At 64.5% G+C, this 15,784-nt stretch carries 16 protein-coding genes; 14 read left to right on the plus strand and 2 right to left on the minus strand.

Annotation, left to right across the window (positions count from 1 at the left end):
• Positions 1–97 precede the first annotated feature (97 nt).
• Together J5M67_RS08000 and J5M67_RS08005 are read left to right on the plus strand one after the other, a co-directional pair.
• Positions 98–1,156, plus strand: a complete 1,059-nt coding sequence (locus J5M67_RS08000; protein WP_207884770.1) for a PA0069 family radical SAM protein — start codon at positions 98–100, stop codon at positions 1,154–1,156.
• Between the two features lie 209 nt (positions 1,157–1,365).
• Entirely contained in the window at positions 1,366–2,082 is a 717-nt protein-coding gene (locus tag J5M67_RS08005; RefSeq protein ID WP_207884771.1) for a carbonic anhydrase, read from the plus strand.
• A 138-nt stretch (positions 2,083–2,220) separates the two neighbouring features.
• On the opposite strand, the gene J5M67_RS08010 is transcribed toward J5M67_RS08005, so the two are convergent.
• Positions 2,221–2,859, minus strand: a complete 639-nt coding sequence (locus J5M67_RS08010; RefSeq protein WP_207884772.1) for a hypothetical protein — start codon at positions 2,857–2,859, stop codon at positions 2,221–2,223.
• Positions 2,860–3,282: 423 nt separating this feature from the next.
• Here J5M67_RS08010 and coxB point away from each other — a divergent pair, with 423 nt between their 5' ends.
• The 4 genes from coxB (at position 3,283) to J5M67_RS08030 (ending at position 7,564) form a co-directional block, all read left to right on the plus strand.
• Positions 3,283–4,407, plus strand: a complete 1,125-nt coding sequence (coxB, locus tag J5M67_RS08015; protein ID WP_207884773.1) for a cytochrome c oxidase subunit II — start codon at positions 3,283–3,285, stop codon at positions 4,405–4,407.
• Positions 4,408–4,417: 10 nt separating this feature from the next.
• A complete protein-coding gene (ctaD, locus tag J5M67_RS08020) occupies positions 4,418–6,013 on the plus strand; it encodes a cytochrome c oxidase subunit I (protein ID WP_207884774.1) in 1,596 nt (531 codons plus the stop codon).
• 83 nt (positions 6,014–6,096) lie between these two features.
• Positions 6,097–6,654 (plus strand): cytochrome c oxidase assembly protein, encoded by a 558-nt coding sequence (locus J5M67_RS08025; RefSeq protein WP_207884775.1) that lies wholly within the window; start codon positions 6,097–6,099, stop codon positions 6,652–6,654.
• A 22-nt stretch (positions 6,655–6,676) separates the two neighbouring features.
• On the plus strand, positions 6,677–7,564 hold the full coding sequence (locus J5M67_RS08030) for a cytochrome c oxidase subunit 3 (RefSeq protein WP_207884776.1): 888 nt from the start codon (positions 6,677–6,679) through the stop codon (positions 7,562–7,564).
• Positions 7,565–7,621: 57 nt separating this feature from the next.
• Here J5M67_RS08030 and J5M67_RS08035 read toward each other — a convergent pair whose 3' ends face one another.
• Positions 7,622–7,831, minus strand: coding sequence for a twin transmembrane helix small protein (locus tag J5M67_RS08035; protein WP_207884777.1), 210 nt, complete (start codon positions 7,829–7,831; stop codon positions 7,622–7,624).
• Between the two features lie 44 nt (positions 7,832–7,875).
• On the opposite strand from J5M67_RS08035, the gene J5M67_RS08040 reads away from it, so the two are divergent.
• The 8 genes from J5M67_RS08040 to J5M67_RS08075 all read left to right on the plus strand — a co-directional run bounded on the left by J5M67_RS08040 (position 7,876) and on the right by J5M67_RS08075 (position 15,647).
• Positions 7,876–8,643 carry an SURF1 family protein gene (locus tag J5M67_RS08040; RefSeq protein ID WP_207884778.1) on the plus strand — a complete coding sequence of 256 codons (768 nt, stop codon included), beginning with the start codon at positions 7,876–7,878 and terminating at the stop codon, positions 8,641–8,643.
• On the plus strand, positions 8,618–9,184 hold the full coding sequence (locus J5M67_RS08045; protein WP_207884779.1) for a hypothetical protein: 567 nt from the start codon (positions 8,618–8,620) through the stop codon (positions 9,182–9,184). Before J5M67_RS08040 ends, J5M67_RS08045 begins: the two co-directional genes overlap by 26 nt.
• A 43-nt stretch (positions 9,185–9,227) precedes the next feature.
• Positions 9,228–10,301, plus strand: a complete 1,074-nt coding sequence (locus J5M67_RS08050; protein WP_207884780.1) for a heme A synthase — start codon at positions 9,228–9,230, stop codon at positions 10,299–10,301.
• A gap of 75 nt (positions 10,302–10,376) precedes the next feature.
• The gene (cyoE, locus tag J5M67_RS08055; protein WP_207884781.1) at positions 10,377–11,279 is read left to right on the plus strand and encodes a heme o synthase; all 903 of its coding nucleotides are present in this window, start codon (positions 10,377–10,379) and stop codon (positions 11,277–11,279) included.
• Positions 11,280–11,454: 175 nt separating this feature from the next.
• Positions 11,455–12,090 (plus strand): SCO family protein, encoded by a 636-nt coding sequence (locus tag J5M67_RS08060; protein WP_207884782.1) that lies wholly within the window; start codon positions 11,455–11,457, stop codon positions 12,088–12,090.
• Between the two features lie 618 nt (positions 12,091–12,708).
• Positions 12,709–13,827 carry a Re/Si-specific NAD(P)(+) transhydrogenase subunit alpha gene (locus J5M67_RS08065; protein WP_207884783.1) on the plus strand — a complete coding sequence of 373 codons (1,119 nt, stop codon included), beginning with the start codon at positions 12,709–12,711 and terminating at the stop codon, positions 13,825–13,827.
• 67 nt (positions 13,828–13,894) lie between these two features.
• Positions 13,895–14,209, plus strand: coding sequence for an NAD(P) transhydrogenase subunit alpha (locus tag J5M67_RS08070; protein ID WP_015474896.1), 315 nt, complete (start codon positions 13,895–13,897; stop codon positions 14,207–14,209).
• A gap of 1 nt (position 14,210) precedes the next feature.
• The gene (locus J5M67_RS08075; RefSeq protein WP_207884784.1) at positions 14,211–15,647 is read left to right on the plus strand and encodes an NAD(P)(+) transhydrogenase (Re/Si-specific) subunit beta; all 1,437 of its coding nucleotides are present in this window, start codon (positions 14,211–14,213) and stop codon (positions 15,645–15,647) included.
• Positions 15,648–15,784 lie beyond the last annotated feature (137 nt).

Below are 15,784 nucleotides of genomic sequence, written 5' to 3' on the forward strand. Positions count from 1 at the left end.
ACGGGTGCCAATGCGACCATCCGGCAGTTCGTGCTGGCTGTGGAAAACTTCGTGGATTACTGTATTTATATACAGCATTCATTCAGAGCTTTCCCACATGACCACCACGCTCCCACCCCGCGGCCGTGGCACTGCCAGCAATCCGCACAACCGCTTCGCCCCGACCACCTCGGTGCCTGTGGATAACGATTGGTTCGATGAGGTCCCCAAGCCCCAGGTGACCGAAATCCGCAACGAGCTGGCGAAAACGGTGATCTCCCGCAACCAGTCGCCGGACCTGCCCTTCGACCGCTCGATCAACCCCTACCGGGGCTGCGAACACGGCTGCATCTACTGCTATGCCCGTCCCAGCCACGCCTACTGGGACCTCTCGCCGGGGCTGGACTTCGAAACGAAGCTGATCGCCAAGACCAACGCCGCCGCCGTGCTGGAGCAGGAGCTGAGCAAGCCGGGCTACGTCTGCGCGCCGATCAACCTGGGCGCCAATACCGACCCCTACCAGCCCATCGAGCGCCAGCAGCGGTTGACCCGGCAGATCCTCGAGGTGCTGCTGCGCTTCCGCCATCCGCTGACCATCGTCACCAAGGGCTCGCTGATCCTGCGCGACCTCGATCTGCTCAGCGAGTTGGCGGAACGGAACCTGGTCCGGGTGTTGATCAGCCTGACCACCCTGGACGATGAGCTCAAACGCATCCTCGAACCCCGCGCCGCCGCGCCGTCCGCGCGCCTGCGGGCGATACGCGTGCTGCGCGGACAGGGCATTCCGGTGGGCGTGCTGTGCGCGCCGATGATCCCGATGATCAACGACCACGAGCTGGAAGCCCTGCTGGAAGCGGCCCATGATGCCGGCGCGCAGAGTGCCAACTACATTCTGCTGCGCCTGCCGCGCGAGGTCGGGCCGCTGTTCGAGGAATGGCTGGCGGCGCACTACCCGCAGCGCGCCAACCATGTGATGAGCCTGATCCGCCAGGTGCGCGGCGGGGACATCTACGACAGTCGCTTCGGCCATCGCTTCCGTGGCGAGGGGCCGTTCGCCCAACTGCTGGCCCAGCGCTTCGACGTCGCCCTGCGCCGCCTGGGACTGGAACGTCGCGGCAGCGACAGCCTGGATTGCACGGCCTTCGCGCCCCCCCACAGCCAGATGAGCCTGTTCTGACTCCCCGTTGCATGAGCCTGGATGTAGCATCGTGCAAAAATCCGTCACGAAGTGCTGGCAGGGTTTTGCTTTACGCTTTGCTCCCCGGGAATCCGACAGACTTCAGGCAACTATCTCAGAGGATTTTTCCGTCAGGTTGTGTCTTTTCGCCTACGGCAGGTCGTCGGCAAGCATGGGAAAAATTCGTCGTCATTCTTCGAGGCTCATACATGAACGATAAAACGCACGGTGAAGGGCAGGCCCACGAAAGCGCGGACGAGGCGCTGCGGCGAATCGTCGATGGCTTCCAACACTTCCGCCAGGAAGTGTTCCCGCAGCAGGAAGAGCTCTTCAAGAGGCTGGCCCATGCGCAGAATCCGCGCGCGATGTTCATTACCTGCGCCGATTCGCGCATCGTCCCGGAGCTGATCACCCAGAGTTCGCCGGGCGACCTGTTCGTCACCCGCAACGTCGGCAACGTGGTGCCGCCCTATGGCCAGATGAACGGCGGCGTGTCGACCGCCATCGAGTTCGCGGTCATGGCGCTGGGCGTGCAGCACATCATCGTCTGCGGCCACTCCGATTGCGGCGCGATGAAGGCGGTACTGGCCCCGCAGACCCTGGAAAGCATGCCGACGGTGAAGGCCTGGCTGCGCCACGCCGAAGTCGCCCGCACCGTGGTGGCGCAAACCTGCGGCTGCGCGACCGAGGAACACCTGGGCATCGTCACCGAAGAGAACGTGGTGGCCCAGCTCGACCACCTGAAGACCCATCCATCCGTGGCCGCGCGCCTGGCCAGCGGCCAGCTGTTCATCCATGGCTGGGTGTACGACATCGAGACCAGCGAGATCAAAGGCTACGACGCCGAGGAAGGTCGCTTCCGCCCGATCGATGGCGAAGGCCCGATCCCCATGGCCACGCCGCGCGCGCGCTACCTGCCGCGCTGACGGCGCCTGCGGAGCGGCTGGCTGCGCAGCCGCTCCGGCTCAGGCACTTCGGGGGCGTGCGCCACAAGAGGCGCACCGCTCCCCCGCTCCAACCCCGGCCAACTCGGGGTTCCTTTCCCTGTTCCCGCCGTCGCCGCTCTAGCGCAGGCGCAGTTCCACACCGAACTGGCGGGACAGGCACGGCCACTGTTGCCACGCCGTCACCACCTGCGGGTCGTTCAGGCGCGCACGGTAGCCCTGTGCCGCATCCGAGGCGAAGGTGGCTTCATCGAGCATGCCGTCCACCGCGTGGTGCACCGCCTCATCCAACTGGTTGGCGAAGGGCTCGCCGATCAACTGGTGCGCCACCAGGTTGGCCACCGTGGTGTCCAGCGGGATCAGCGCCTGGTTGAAGTGGGCGATGTAGCGGTCGTTCACCTCTTCCACCAGACGATGGGCGAGGTAGGCCTCGTCCAGCAGGGCGTCGAGGCCATCGTGGCCGTCGAGCAGCGCTGGCGGGGTGAGGAAGAACTGCTCGGCCAGCTTCAGTACCGGCTTGATGCGCTCTTCTATCCCGGCCTCGCGCGCCACGCTGGCGGCGGCATCGAGGAAGTCCGGCACCTGTTCGATATAGGCATGGGCGAAGCGGGTAAGGGTGCCGCTGGGGTCTTCTCCGGCCAGGACGATGCTCGGATGCAGCCCTTCGAGCTGGGACTGGATCAGGCGGGCCAGGTGGCCATGGCGGGACTCGAGAAGATGGGCGTTCTGGATCAGGTCACGCAGTGCAGCGGTATTCATGACAACTCCAAGACAGCGGGGTTTGGAAAATGAAGAAAGACCTTAGCCGGCGTCCGGCTGCAGCTAAGACGCGATTGTCATAATCGGGAAGTGTTTATGCCGTCCTGGTATATCACCCCGCCATCATGGTACTCCAAAGCCGCGCCGGCCGTGGCTTTGAGATCACTCTTCGGTCTTTAGAAAAGGTTTTTTACTCTGCGTTGTTATGTCGCGGCCCCTGTCTATACTCCGACTCGACACACGAAAAAACCTGATGGACCCGGCCTGCCCTGCGTGCTGCCGAGGTAAGACGGTCAAAGTAAGTTGTCTTGGCGGTCCCTCCCTTGGCCGTTGGCGAGTTCAGGCGCGTAATCCCTCTGGAATGGGGGTTTGCCGTAAGAGCGCAATGCCGGCGGGATAAAAACAACGATAAGGGGAACCCGAATGCTGCGACATCCACGAGTCTGGATGGGCTTCCTTTTGCTCTTGGCTTTCAGTCAGGCAAACGCCGCCTGGACGGTCAACATGGCCCCCGGAGCGACGGAAGTCAGCCGTAACGTCTTCGACTTGCACATGACCATCTTCTGGATCTGCGTGGTCATCGGCATCATCGTCTTCGGTGCGATGTTCTGGTCGATGATCGTCCACCGTCGGTCCACCGGGCAGCAGCCCGCGCATTTCCACGAAAGCACCACGGTGGAAATCCTCTGGACCGTCATTCCCTTCCTGATCCTGGTGGTGATGGCCGTCCCGGCCACCAAGACCCTGATCCATATGTACGACACCTCGGAACCCGAGCTGGACGTGCAGGTGACCGGTTACCAGTGGAAGTGGCAGTACAAGTACCTGGGCCAGGACGTGGAGTTCTTCTCCAACCTCGCCACGTCCCAGGATCAGATTCACAACAAGGCCGACAAGGACGAGCACTACCTCCTGGAGGTGGACAACCCGCTGGTGCTGCCGGCCGGGGTCAAGGTGCGCTTCCTGGTCACCTCCAGCGACGTGATCCACTCCTGGTGGGTGCCGGCCTTCGCGGTGAAGCGCGACGCCATCCCCGGCTTCGTCAACGAGGCCTGGACCAAGATCGACCAGCCCGGTATCTACCGCGGCCAGTGCGCCGAGCTGTGCGGCAAGGACCACGGCTTCATGCCTATCGTGGTGGACGTGAAATCCAAGCCGGACTTCGACAAGTGGCTGGCCGAGCGCAAGGAAGAAGCCGCCAAGCTCAAGGAGCTGACCAGCAAGGAGTGGACGAAGGACGAGCTGATCGCCCGTGGCGACAAGGTCTATCACACCATCTGCGCCGCCTGTCACCAGCCTGAGGGCCAGGGCATGCCGCCGATGTTCCCGGCGCTCAAGGGTTCGAAGATCGTCACCGGCCCCAAGGAGCACCACCTGGAAACCGTGTTCAATGGCGTCCAGGGCACGGCCATGGCGGCCTTCGGCAAGCAGCTCTCGGAAGTGGACATCGCCGCGGTGATCACCTACGAGCGCAACAGCTGGGGCAACAACGACGGCGACATGGTGACCCCGCAAGACGTGGTCGCCTACAAGCAGAAGCAAAAATAAGGAGGCCGCGATGAGTGCTGTGATCGATCACCCCGACCATTCTCACGCCGGCGACCACCACCACGGCCCCGCCAAGGGCCTGATGCGCTGGGTCCTGACCACCAACCACAAGGACATCGGGACCCTGTACCTGTGGTTCGCCTTCTGCGCCTTCCTGCTCGGCGGCTCGTTCGCCATGGTGATCCGCGCCGAACTGTTCCAGCCGGGCCTGCAGATCGTCGAGCCGGCGTTCTTCAACCAGATGACCACCATGCACGGCCTGGTGATGGTCTTCGGTGCGGTGATGCCGGCCTTCGTCGGCCTGGCCAACTGGATGGTGCCGCTGATGATCGGCGCACCGGACATGGCCCTGCCACGCATGAACAACTTCAGCTTCTGGCTGCTGCCGGCGGCCTTCGGCCTGCTGGTCAGCACCCTGTTCATGCCGGGCGGCGGCCCGAACTTCGGCTGGACCTTCTATGCGCCGTTGTCGACGACCTTCGCCCCGCACAGCGTGACCTTCTTCATCTTCGCCATCCACCTGATGGGCATGAGTTCGATCATGGGCGCGATCAACGTGATCGCCACCATCCTCAACCTGCGCGCACCGGGCATGACCCTGATGAAGATGCCGCTGTTCGTCTGGACCTGGCTGATCACCGCGTTCCTGCTGATCGCGGTGATGCCGGTGCTGGCCGGTTGCGTGACCATGATGCTGATGGACATCCACTTCGGCACCAGCTTCTTCAGCGCGGCCGGCGGCGGCGACCCGGTGCTGTTCCAGCACGTGTTCTGGTTCTTCGGCCACCCCGAGGTGTACATCATGATCCTGCCGGCGTTCGGCGCCGTCAGCTCGATCATCCCCGCCTTCAGCCGCAAGCCGCTGTTCGGCTACACCTCGATGGTCTACGCCACCGCGTCGATCGCCTTCCTCTCCTTCATCGTCTGGGCACACCACATGTTCGTGGTCGGCATCCCGCTGGTGGGCGAGCTGTTCTTCATGTACGCGACCATGCTGATCGCCGTGCCCACCGGGGTGAAGGTGTTCAACTGGGCGTCGACCATGTGGCAGGGCTCGCTGACCTTCGAGGCGCCGATGCTGTTCGCCGTGGCCTTCGTCATCCTATTCACCATCGGCGGCTTCTCCGGCCTGATGCTGGCCATCGCCCCGGCGGACTTCCAGTACCAGGACACCTACTTCGTGGTGGCGCACTTCCACTACGTGCTGGTGCCCGGCGCGATCTTCGGCATCTTCGCCTCGGTGTACTACTGGATTCCCAAGTGGACCGGGCACATGTACGACGAGAGCCTCGCCAAGCTGCACTTCTGGATGAGCTTCATCGGCATGAACATGGCGTTCTTCCCGATGCACTTCGTGGGTCTGGCGGGGATGCCGCGGCGGATTCCGGACTACAACCTGCAGTTCGCCGACTTCAACATGGTCTCGTCCATCGGCGCCTTCATGTTCGGCACCACACAGTTGCTGTTCCTGTTCATCGTCATCAAGTGCATCAAGGGCGGCAAGCCGGCCCCGGCCAAGCCGTGGGATGGCGCCGAAGGCCTGGAGTGGACCATTCCCTCGCCGGCGCCGTACCACACCTTCAGCACCCCGCCCGAGGTGAAGTGACGGGTCTTGCGTAGGAGCGGACTCCGTCCGCGATCGGCTCCCGGCACGCACGGAGCCCGCCCCTGCGAAAGGAGAACGACGAGATGAGCGACGGCAACATCGAAACGCGCAAGCTGGTGACCCGGCTGGTCATTGCCGTGGTCGCCATGTTCGCCTTCGGCTTCGCCCTAGTGCCGCTGTACGACGTGATGTGCAAGGCACTGGGGATCAACGGCAAGACCTCCGGCAGCGCCTACCAGGGCGACGGCCAGGTGGTCGATCAGTCGCGCGAGGTGAAGATCCAGTTCGTCGCCAACAACAACATCGACATGGTCTGGGAATTCCGTCCCGAGTCGGACCAATTGGTGGTGCATCCGGGCGCGGTGAACCAGATGCTGTTCGTCGCCCGCAACCCCACCGACAAGCCGATGACCGCCCAGGCGATCCCGAGCATCGCGCCCTCGGTGGCGGCCACCTATTTCCACAAGACCGAATGCTTCTGCTTTACCCAGCAGGTGCTGCAGCCGGGTGAGCGCATCGAGATGCCGGTGCGCTTCATCGTCGACCGCGACCTGCCCAAGGATGTGCGTCACCTGACCCTTGCTTACACGCTGTTCGACATCACTTCCCGCAAGCCGCCCGTGGCCAGTAACACGCGCTGAACGGAAAAGGAGAACAACAACAATGACAACCCACGATCCCTATTACGTCCCCGCGCAGAGCAAGTGGCCGATCATCGCCACCATCGGCATGCTGGTGACGATGTTTGGCGTCGGCACCTGGATGAACGACATGAGCGCCGGCAAGGCGCAGTCCCACGGCCCATGGATCTTCTTCGCCGGCGGGTTGATCCTGGCGTACATGCTGTTCGGCTGGTTCGGCAACGTCATCCGCGAAAGCCGCGGCGGCCTGTACAGCCCGCAGATGGACCGCTCGTTCCGCTGGGGCATGAGCTGGTTCATCTTCTCGGAGGTGATGTTCTTCGCCGCCTTCTTCGGTGCGCTGTTCTACGTGCGCCACTTCGTCAACCCATGGCTGGGTGGCGAGGGTCACCACGGCATTTCGCACATGCTCTGGCCGCAGTTCGAGACCGGCTGGCCGCAGCTGAGCAACCCGGACAACAAGCTGTTCCCGCCGCCCAAGGAAGTGATCGATCCGTGGAAGCTGCCGCTGATCAACACCCTGCTGCTGGTCAGCTCCAGCTTCACCGTGACCTTCGCCCACCACGCGCTGAAGAAGAACCATCGCGGTCCGCTGAAGCTGTGGTTGGCGCTGACCGTGGCGCTGGGGGCCTGCTTCCTGGTGCTGCAGGCCTACGAGTACCACGAGGCCTATACCGAACTGGGCCTGACTCTGGGCTCGGGCATCTACGGCGCGACCTTCTTCATGCTCACCGGCTTCCACGGCGCCCACGTGACCATCGGCGCGATCATGCTGAGCATCATGCTGATCCGCATCATCCGCGGGCACTTCGATGCCGATCACCACTTCGGCTTCGAGGCGGCGAGCTGGTACTGGCACTTCGTCGACGTGGTGTGGGTCGGGCTGTTCACCTTCGTTTACGTGCTGTGAAACGAGGCGGCGCGGGCCACCACCCGCGCCGCCTTCTTGTTGAAGCAAAAGCCTGAATCAGAAATGCCAGGGAGCGGGGCTGCTCAGTTGACCGCTGAAGAAGCCCCAGGCGATGAGGGCGATGGTCAGGGCGGCGAGGATGACGCGAACGGTCAGGGCATTGACCACGCGCGAACCGTGCCCCTCGTCCTTGACCAGAAAGAACAGGCCACTGAACAGACTGACGACGGTCGCCAGCAACAACAGAACGATCGCAGCTTTGAGCACTACCGGCCTCCTGTCCGCAGGGGACTGGGGTTGAGGGGGATGTCTTGCAGTATAGCCAGCACGTTACCCAGCACCGCGCGAGCCATCAGGCCCGCGCCTTCCGGCCCGGCCTTGCGCCGACGCTGGTAGTGCTCGCGCTGCTGCCGGTGCTGATCGGCCTGGGCTGCTGGCAACTCTCCCGCGCCGCCGAAAAACGCACCCTGCTCGCCGCCGCCGAAACCCAGCGCCAGCAGGACCCGATCTCCGTCGCCGAACTCGAACGCCAACCACCGCGCAGCTATGTGCGGGTGCGCCTGCAGGGCCAGTTCGACGCCGAACATACCGTCCTGCTGGACAACCGCACCCGCGACGGCCGCGCCGGCGTCGAGGTGCTGCAACCCTTCCATGACCGCGCCGGCCGGCAGTGGCTGCTGGTCAACCGCGGCTGGGTCGCCTGGCCCGACCGCCGCGTTCCGCCACCGATCGAAACGCCCAGCCGTGACCTGCTGCTGGACGCCTGGACCTACCTACCGCCGCCCGCCTCGCCATCCGCTCCGGTGGCCGGCTGGCCGCGCCTGGTCACCCAGGTGGACGCCCCGTTCCTGTGGGACCAGCTCGGCCGCCAGGGGCTGCCGCAGGAAATCCGCCTGGAGCCGGGCGACGCCGCCCTCGACACCGACTGGCCGATCGTCGCCATGCCCCCGGAGCGCCACGTCGGCTACGCCGTGCAGTGGTTCGCCCTGGCGTTCGCACTGACCGGCCTCTACCTCTACCTCGGCATCCGTCGCGCACGGGAGATTCTCGAAAATGACCGCCAGCATGACCCTGAATGAGCAACCCGCCCGCCGCCGTGGCCGTCTGCAGCTGATCCTGATCCTCTGCGTGACCCTCGGCCCGATGATCCTCGCCACTGCCATGTACAAGCTGCAGTTCTGGGTGCCGGAAGGCCGCAGCTACCACGGCGACCTGATCGCCACCGGGCAGACCCCCGCCGACCTCGGCGTACAGGCCGACAAGGCAAGCGAGCGCTGGCAACTGCTGGTCACCGCGCCGGAGGCCTGCGCCAGCGATTGCCAGCAGCTGGTCTACCTCGCCCGGCAGATCAACATCGGCCTGGGCCGCGAGGCCAGCCGCGCCGAGCATGTGCTCGCCTTCGCCAGGCCGCTGCCGGCCGACTTCACCGGCCTGCTCGACAAGGACTATCCGCGCCTGCAGCGCCTGGGCCTGACGCCGACCGAGCACACCGGCGCCAAGCCGCAGCTGTGGATCGTCGACCCCCACGGCAACCTGGTGCTGCGCTACGACGCCGGCGTCGACGGCAAGTCGATCCTCAAGGATCTGCAATTGCTGCTGAAGCTTTCCAACATCGGTTAAGACATCGCCAGCCCCACGACAACAACAAGATCGGGAGCGACGCATGATCCAGGCAACACGCAAACCCGCCTTCTACGTCGCCGTCCTGGCGACGGCGCTGGCCTTCGTGGTCATCCTGCTGGGCGCTTACACCCGCCTGACCCACGCGGGCCTCGGCTGCCCGGACTGGCCCGGCTGCTACGGCTTCGTCCACGTGCCGACCAGCGAAGCGCAACTGGCCCATGCCGAGATGCGCTTCCCCGATGCCCCGGTGGAGGCGCAGAAGGGCTGGAACGAGATGATCCACCGCTATTTCGCCGGCAGCCTCGGCCTGCTGATCCTCGGCCTGGCGATTCATGCGCTGGTCCGTCGCGGCCGTGACGGCCAGCCGCTGCGCCTGCCGCTGCTGCTGCTCGGCGTGGTGATCGCCCAGGCCGCGTTCGGCATGTGGACGGTCACCCTCAAGCTCTGGCCGCAGGTAGTCACCGCGCACCTGCTGGGCGGCTTCACCACCCTGTCGCTGCTGTTCCTGCTCAGCCTGCGCCTGTCCGGCGCCTTCGCCCCGCTGCAACTGCCCTCGCGTCTGCGTGCGCTGGCCGCCTTCGCCCTGCTGCTGGTGATCGGGCAGATCGCCCTCGGCGGCTGGGTCAGCAGCAACTACGCGGCAGTGGCCTGCGTCGACCTGCCGATGTGCCACGGCCAATGGTGGCCGGACATGGACTTCGCCAATGGCTTCCACCTCACCCAGCACATCGGCCCGAATTACCTGGGCGGCCAGCTCGACAGCGACGCCCGCACGGCGATCCACATGACCCACCGCATGGGCGCGCTGTGCGTCACGGCGGTGATCCTGCTGCTGGCCTGGAACCTCCAGCGCCACGGCCTGATCGGCATCACCGCGCTGATGCTGCTGGGTCTGTCGATCCAGATCGGCCTGGGCATCAGCAACGTGCTGCTGCACCTGCCGCTGCCGGTGGCGGTGACCCACAACGGCGGCGGCGCCTTCCTGCTGCTGATGCTGGTGCTGGTGAACTACCGGGTGCGCGCACCGGCGACGAAACGCGTCGAGCTGCCCGCCAGCAGCCCGATCACCCTGGACGCCCTGGAGCGCCCAGTGGCTTATCCCTCGCAGGGATGACATTGCACGGTTGAGCACGATGGAAGGCCGGCGCCACGGTGTGCCGGTCCCGATCCACCAGACGGAGAAACGACCATGGCCAGCGTTATCAGCACTTCCAGCCACGCCAGCTGGCGCGACCTGCTCGAACTGACCAAGCCCAAGGTGGTGCTGCTCATGCTGATCACCTCGCTGATCGGCATGCTGCTCGCCACCAAGGCCGGCGTGTCCTGGCAGGTGCTGGTATTCGGCAACCTCGGCATCGGCCTGTGCGCCGGCGGCGCGGCGGCGGTGAACCACGTGGTGGACCGGCGCATCGACTCGATCATGGCGCGCACCCACAAGCGGCCGCTGGCCGAAGGGCGCGTCTCGCCGCCCATCGCGCTGGGCTTCGCCATGCTGCTGTCGGTGGCCGGGATGGCGGTGCTGCTGGTGTTCACCAACGCCCTCACCGCCTGGCTGACCCTGGCGTCGCTGCTGGGCTACGCGGCGCTCTACACGGGCTTTCTCAAGCGCGCCACGCCGCAGAACATCGTCATCGGCGGCCTCGCCGGCGCCGCCCCGCCGCTGCTGGGCTGGGTCGCGGTAACCGGACAGGTCTCGGCCGAACCGCTGCTGCTGGTTCTGATCATCTTCGCCTGGACGCCGCCGCACTTCTGGGCGCTGTGCCTGCACCGCAAGGACGAGTACGCCAAGGCCGACATCCCGATGCTGCCGGTGACCCACGGCGAGCACTACACCAAGCTGCACATCCTGCTCTACACCCTGGTGCTGTTCGCTGTGACCCTGATGCCCTTCGCCATCCACATGGCCGGGCTGGTCTACCTGCTCGCCGCGCTGGCCCTGGGCGCGCGCTTCCTCGACTGGGCCTGGGCGCTCTACTGCGGCAGCCGGCCCCATGCGGCGATCAAGACCTTCAAGTACTCTATCGCCTACCTGTTCCTGCTGTTCATCGCGCTGCTGGTGGACCATTACCTGCCGCTGCACGTGACGCTGTAACCGCCGCCGTAGGGCGTATAACGCTCCGCGTTATACGCCGTTTAGCCTTGGTTTCATCACGTTCCGGGCTTGCCCCCGGAGCTGGAGAGAAGGCTTGGTGTATCGGCGTACAACCGCGAACGGTTGTACGCCGATACACGCGCTTCCGACCGTTCTTCAGACCCACGAGAACCCCATGTCCCGAGTCAACAAGACCGTCTTCATCCTCGTCGCCATCGTCGCCCTGATCCTCGGCCTCACCATCCACAAGGTGCTCACCCAGCGTCACCAGCTCGACCCGACCGTGCTGCTCGATGCCGGCATCGTGATCCTGCCGCAGACTCGCAGCGTCCCCGATCTCACCTTCACCGACCAGGACGGCCAGCCGTTCCAGACCGCCAGCCTGAAGGACAAGTGGTCCCTGCTGTTCTTCGGCTACACCTTCTGCCCCGACGTCTGCCCCACCACCCTGGCGCAACTGCGCGAACTGCAGACCAAGCTGCCACCGGAGGCGCAAAAGAACCTGCAGGTGGTGTTCGTCAGCGTCGACCCGCACCGCGATACCGCGCCGCGCATCAAGGAATACCTCGGCTTCTTCAACGCCGGCTTCAAGGGCATCACCGGCTCGGAAGAAAACGTGCAGAAACTGGCCAACGCCATGAGCATCCCCTACATCCCGGCGGACACCAGCAAGCCCAACTACACCGTCGACCACAGCGGCAACCTGGTCATCATCGGCCCGGACAACACCCAGCACGGCTTCATCCGCGCTCCGCTGCACAACGACAAGCTGGCGGCCCAGTTGCCCAGCGTGATCAGCGCGAACAACTGATCCCCCGCGACACCATGTCTCACCCCCGGCGGCCACCCGATCACGGTGGCCGTTGTTTTTTTCGTGTCACTCCCGCCCCGGCAAGACAACCGCGAACTTTCTGCTAAACCTCTCCCTCAGGCTCTGATCCGGCGCGATGCGCGGAATTGAAGCCTTCAGAGCGATTTTCTGACCCCGTAGTCAATGTAAAAAATCTGCTACAGGAAGTCAGATATCAGTAATGACTCATACTCCATATTAGAAACATTAATTAACACCTATGCCTGAGCCTGTTGCAGGATTAATGGGCCTTTCGGCGGGTAGGGGAGCCTCTGATGGGTGGTCATTCACGGCGAGGATGACATTTCCGTCCGGTCACAATAGGCAATTAGGCTAGGCACCAAGGCCCGCGCGGCTTCGGTGAAGACCGGAAAACTACAGGTCGAAACGTGACTTGTAGTTATCGCTTCGTACCACTCCAGAACTCCTTGAAGCCTTCCAGGTTAGATTGCAGAATGCCGCGGCCACCGGGTCACAAAGCCCGGCCACTCGATAACAAGAAGACCGTTGCCAGTTCGATAACCCGGGTCGCCAATGTAGTAGCCCGGACAATCCCAGGATCACGCAGGAGATTTGCAAGTGCAGATCGGTGTACCCCTCGAGACCCAAGCCGGTGAGACGCGGGTCGCAGCAACGCCGGAGACGGTCAAGAAACTGATCGGGCAGGGCCATCAGGTCGTCATTCAGAGCGGTGCGGGCGTCAACGCCAGCCAGCCGGATGCCGCCTTTGAGGCCGTTGGCGCGAAGATCGGCTCTGCCGCCGATGCCTTCGGCGCGGAACTGGTCCTGAAGGTCGTCGCGCCCAGCGAAAGCGAGCTGGCGCAGATGAAGCCGGGTACCGTGCTGATCGGCATGCTCAACCCGTTCAACAACGAGAACATCGCTCGCATGGCCGAACGCGGCGTCACCGCCTTCGCCCTCGAGGCCGCGCCGCGTACTTCCCGCGCGCAGAGCCTGGACGTGCTCTCCTCCCAGGCCAACATCGCCGGCTACAAGGCCGTGATGCTCGCTGCCAACCACTACCCGCGCTTCATGCCCATGCTGATGACCGCCGCCGGCACCGTGAAGGCCGCCCGCGTGCTGATCCTCGGCGCCGGCGTTGCCGGGCTGCAGGCCATCGCCACGGCCAAGCGCCTGGGTGCGGTGATCGAGGCGTCGGACGTACGCCCGGCGGTGAAGGAGCAGATCGAGTCCCTGGGTGCCAAGTTCGTCGACGTGCCCTACGAGACCGATGAAGAGCGCGAGTGCGCCGAAGGCGTTGGCGGTTACGCCCGTCCGATGCCGGCCTCGTGGATGGAGCGCCAGGCCAAGGCCGTGCACGAGCGCGCCAAGCAGTCGGACATCGTCATCACCACCGCGCTGATCCCGGGCCGCAAGGCACCGACCCTGCTGCACGAAGCGACCGTCGCGGAAATGAAGCCCGGCTCGGTGGTCATCGACCTCGCCGCATCCCAGGGTGGCAACTGCCCGCTGACCGAAGCCGACAAGGTGGTGATCAAGCACGGCGTGACCATCGTCGGCCTGAGCAACCTGGCCGCGCTGGTACCGGCGGACGCCTCCGCACTCTATGCACGCAACCTGCTCGACTTCCTCAAGCTCACCCTGACCGCCGAAGGCTTCACGGTGAACCTGGAAGACGACATCGTCGCCGCGTGCCTGATGTGCCGCGACGGCCAGATCGTGCGCAAGAACGGCTAACGAGCGATCGCCCTTCTTATATAAGAACGCGCCGGGCTCCGGGCCCGGCCTCAAGACGGTGAGAACTATGGAAGACATGCTGATCTCCCACGGCATCTACAACCTGATCATCTTCGTGCTGGCCATCTATGTCGGCTACCACGTGGTCTGGAACGTAACCCCTGCCCTGCACACCCCGCTGATGGCAGTGACCAACGCCATTTCCGCAATCGTGATCGTCGGCGCCATGCTGGCTGCCGCCCTGACCGTCACCCCGCTGGGCAAGGCCATGGGCACCCTGGCCGTGGCCCTGGCTGCAGTGAATGTGTTCGGTGGCTTCCTGGTCACCCGCCGCATGCTGGAAATGTTCAAGAAGAAAGCGCCGAAGGCGGAGAAGCACTGACATGAGCATGAACCTCGTCACCCTCCTCTACCTCATCGCCTCGGTCTGCTTCATCCAGGCCCTGAAAGGCCTGTCGCACCCGACCACCTCGCGCCGCGGCAACCTGTTCGGCATGATCGGCATGGCCATCGCGGTGGTCACCACCGTGGCCCTGGTGTTCAAGATCAGCACCGAGATCGCCACCACCGGCATCGTCTACGTGGTCGTCGGCCTGCTGATCGGCGGCACCGCCGGTTCGATCATGGCCAAGCGCGTCGAGATGACCAAGATGCCGGAACTGGTCGCCTTCATGCACAGCATGATCGGCCTGGCCGCCGTGTTCATCGCCATCGCCGCCGTGGTCGAGCCGCAGTCCCTGGGCATCGTGCAGAACCTCGGCGACACCATCCCGGCCGGTAACCGCCTGGAGCTGTTCCTCGGCGCAGCCATCGGTGCCATCACCTTCTCCGGTTCGGTGATCGCCTTCGGCAAGCTGTCGGGCAAGTACAAGTTCCGCCTGTTCCAGGGTGCTCCGGTACAGTTCTCCGGCCAGCACATGCTGAACCTGGTGCTGGGCCTGACCACCCTGGGCCTGGGCCTGCTGTTCATGTTCACCGGCAACCTGACTGCCTTCGTGGTGATGCTGGCCCTGGCCTTCGTGCTCGGCGTGCTGATCATCATCCCGATCGGCGGTGCGGACATGCCGGTGGTTGTCTCGATGCTGAACTCCTACTCCGGCTGGGCCGCGGCAGGTATCGGCTTCTCGCTGAACAACTCGATGCTGATCATCGCCGGCTCCCTGGTGGGCTCCTCGGGTGCGATCCTCTCGTACATCATGTGCAAGGCGATGAACCGCTCGTTCTTCAACGTCATCCTCGGTGGCTTCGGCGCCGAAGCGGACGCTGGCGGTCCGGCCGGTGCCAAGGAAGCCCGCCCGGTGAAGTCCGGCTCGTCCGACGACGCCTCCTTCCTGCTGACCAACGCCGACAGCGTGATCATCGTCCCCGGCTACGGCCTGGCGGTGGCCCGTGCCCAGCACGCGCTGATGGAACTGGCGGAGAAGCTGACCCATCGCGGCGTCACCGTGAAGTTCGCCATCCACCCGGTTGCCGGCCGTATGCCGGGCCACATGAACGTCCTGCTGGCCGAGGCCGAAGTGCCGTACGAGCAGGTGTTCGAGATGGAGGACATCAACTCCGAGTTCGGCCAGACCGACGTGGTGCTGGTACTGGGCGCCAACGACGTGGTGAACCCGGCCGCGAAGAACGATCCGAAGTCGCCGATCGCCGGCATGCCGATCCTCGAGGCCTACAAGGCCAAGACCGTGATCGTCAACAAGCGCTCGATGGCCAGCGGCTACGCCGGCCTGGACAACGAACTGTTCTACCTGGACAAGACCATGATGGTCTTCGGCGACGCCAAGAAGGTCATCGAAGACATGGTCAAGGCCGTCGACTAAGAGCCTGTTCAGAATCTCGCGAGCTAGAGCAGAACAAGGCGCAACGACCAACGGGAGTAACAGCCGAAGGCTGGCCCGAAGGGTGAGCGCCAGCGAATCAAACAGGCGAGGAAGCGGAGTTTACGGGCTGTAAATGA

This window comes from Pseudomonas sp. 30_B (genome assembly GCF_017491605.1).
GTDB lineage: Bacteria > Pseudomonadota > Gammaproteobacteria > Pseudomonadales > Pseudomonadaceae > Pseudomonas.

Coding starts and splice junctions, on each gene's coding strand:
- J5M67_RS08000 (WP_207884770.1), top strand. CDS start 98: ATGACCACCACGCTCCCACCCCGCGGCCGTGGCACTGCCAGCAATCCG.
- J5M67_RS08005 (WP_207884771.1), top strand. CDS start 1,366: ATGAACGATAAAACGCACGGTGAAGGGCAGGCCCACGAAAGCGCGGAC.
- J5M67_RS08010 (WP_207884772.1), bottom strand. CDS start 2,859: ATGAATACCGCTGCACTGCGTGACCTGATCCAGAACGCCCATCTTCTC.
- coxB (WP_207884773.1), top strand. CDS start 3,283: ATGCTGCGACATCCACGAGTCTGGATGGGCTTCCTTTTGCTCTTGGCT.
- ctaD (WP_207884774.1), top strand. CDS start 4,418: ATGAGTGCTGTGATCGATCACCCCGACCATTCTCACGCCGGCGACCAC.
- J5M67_RS08025 (WP_207884775.1), top strand. CDS start 6,097: ATGAGCGACGGCAACATCGAAACGCGCAAGCTGGTGACCCGGCTGGTC.
- J5M67_RS08030 (WP_207884776.1), top strand. CDS start 6,677: ATGACAACCCACGATCCCTATTACGTCCCCGCGCAGAGCAAGTGGCCG.
- J5M67_RS08045 (WP_207884779.1), top strand. CDS start 8,618: ATGACCGCCAGCATGACCCTGAATGAGCAACCCGCCCGCCGCCGTGGC.
- J5M67_RS08050 (WP_207884780.1), top strand. CDS start 9,228: ATGATCCAGGCAACACGCAAACCCGCCTTCTACGTCGCCGTCCTGGCG.
- cyoE (WP_207884781.1), top strand. CDS start 10,377: ATGGCCAGCGTTATCAGCACTTCCAGCCACGCCAGCTGGCGCGACCTG.
- J5M67_RS08060 (WP_207884782.1), top strand. CDS start 11,455: ATGTCCCGAGTCAACAAGACCGTCTTCATCCTCGTCGCCATCGTCGCC.
- J5M67_RS08070 (WP_015474896.1), top strand. CDS start 13,895: ATGGAAGACATGCTGATCTCCCACGGCATCTACAACCTGATCATCTTC.
- J5M67_RS08075 (WP_207884784.1), top strand. CDS start 14,211: ATGAGCATGAACCTCGTCACCCTCCTCTACCTCATCGCCTCGGTCTGC.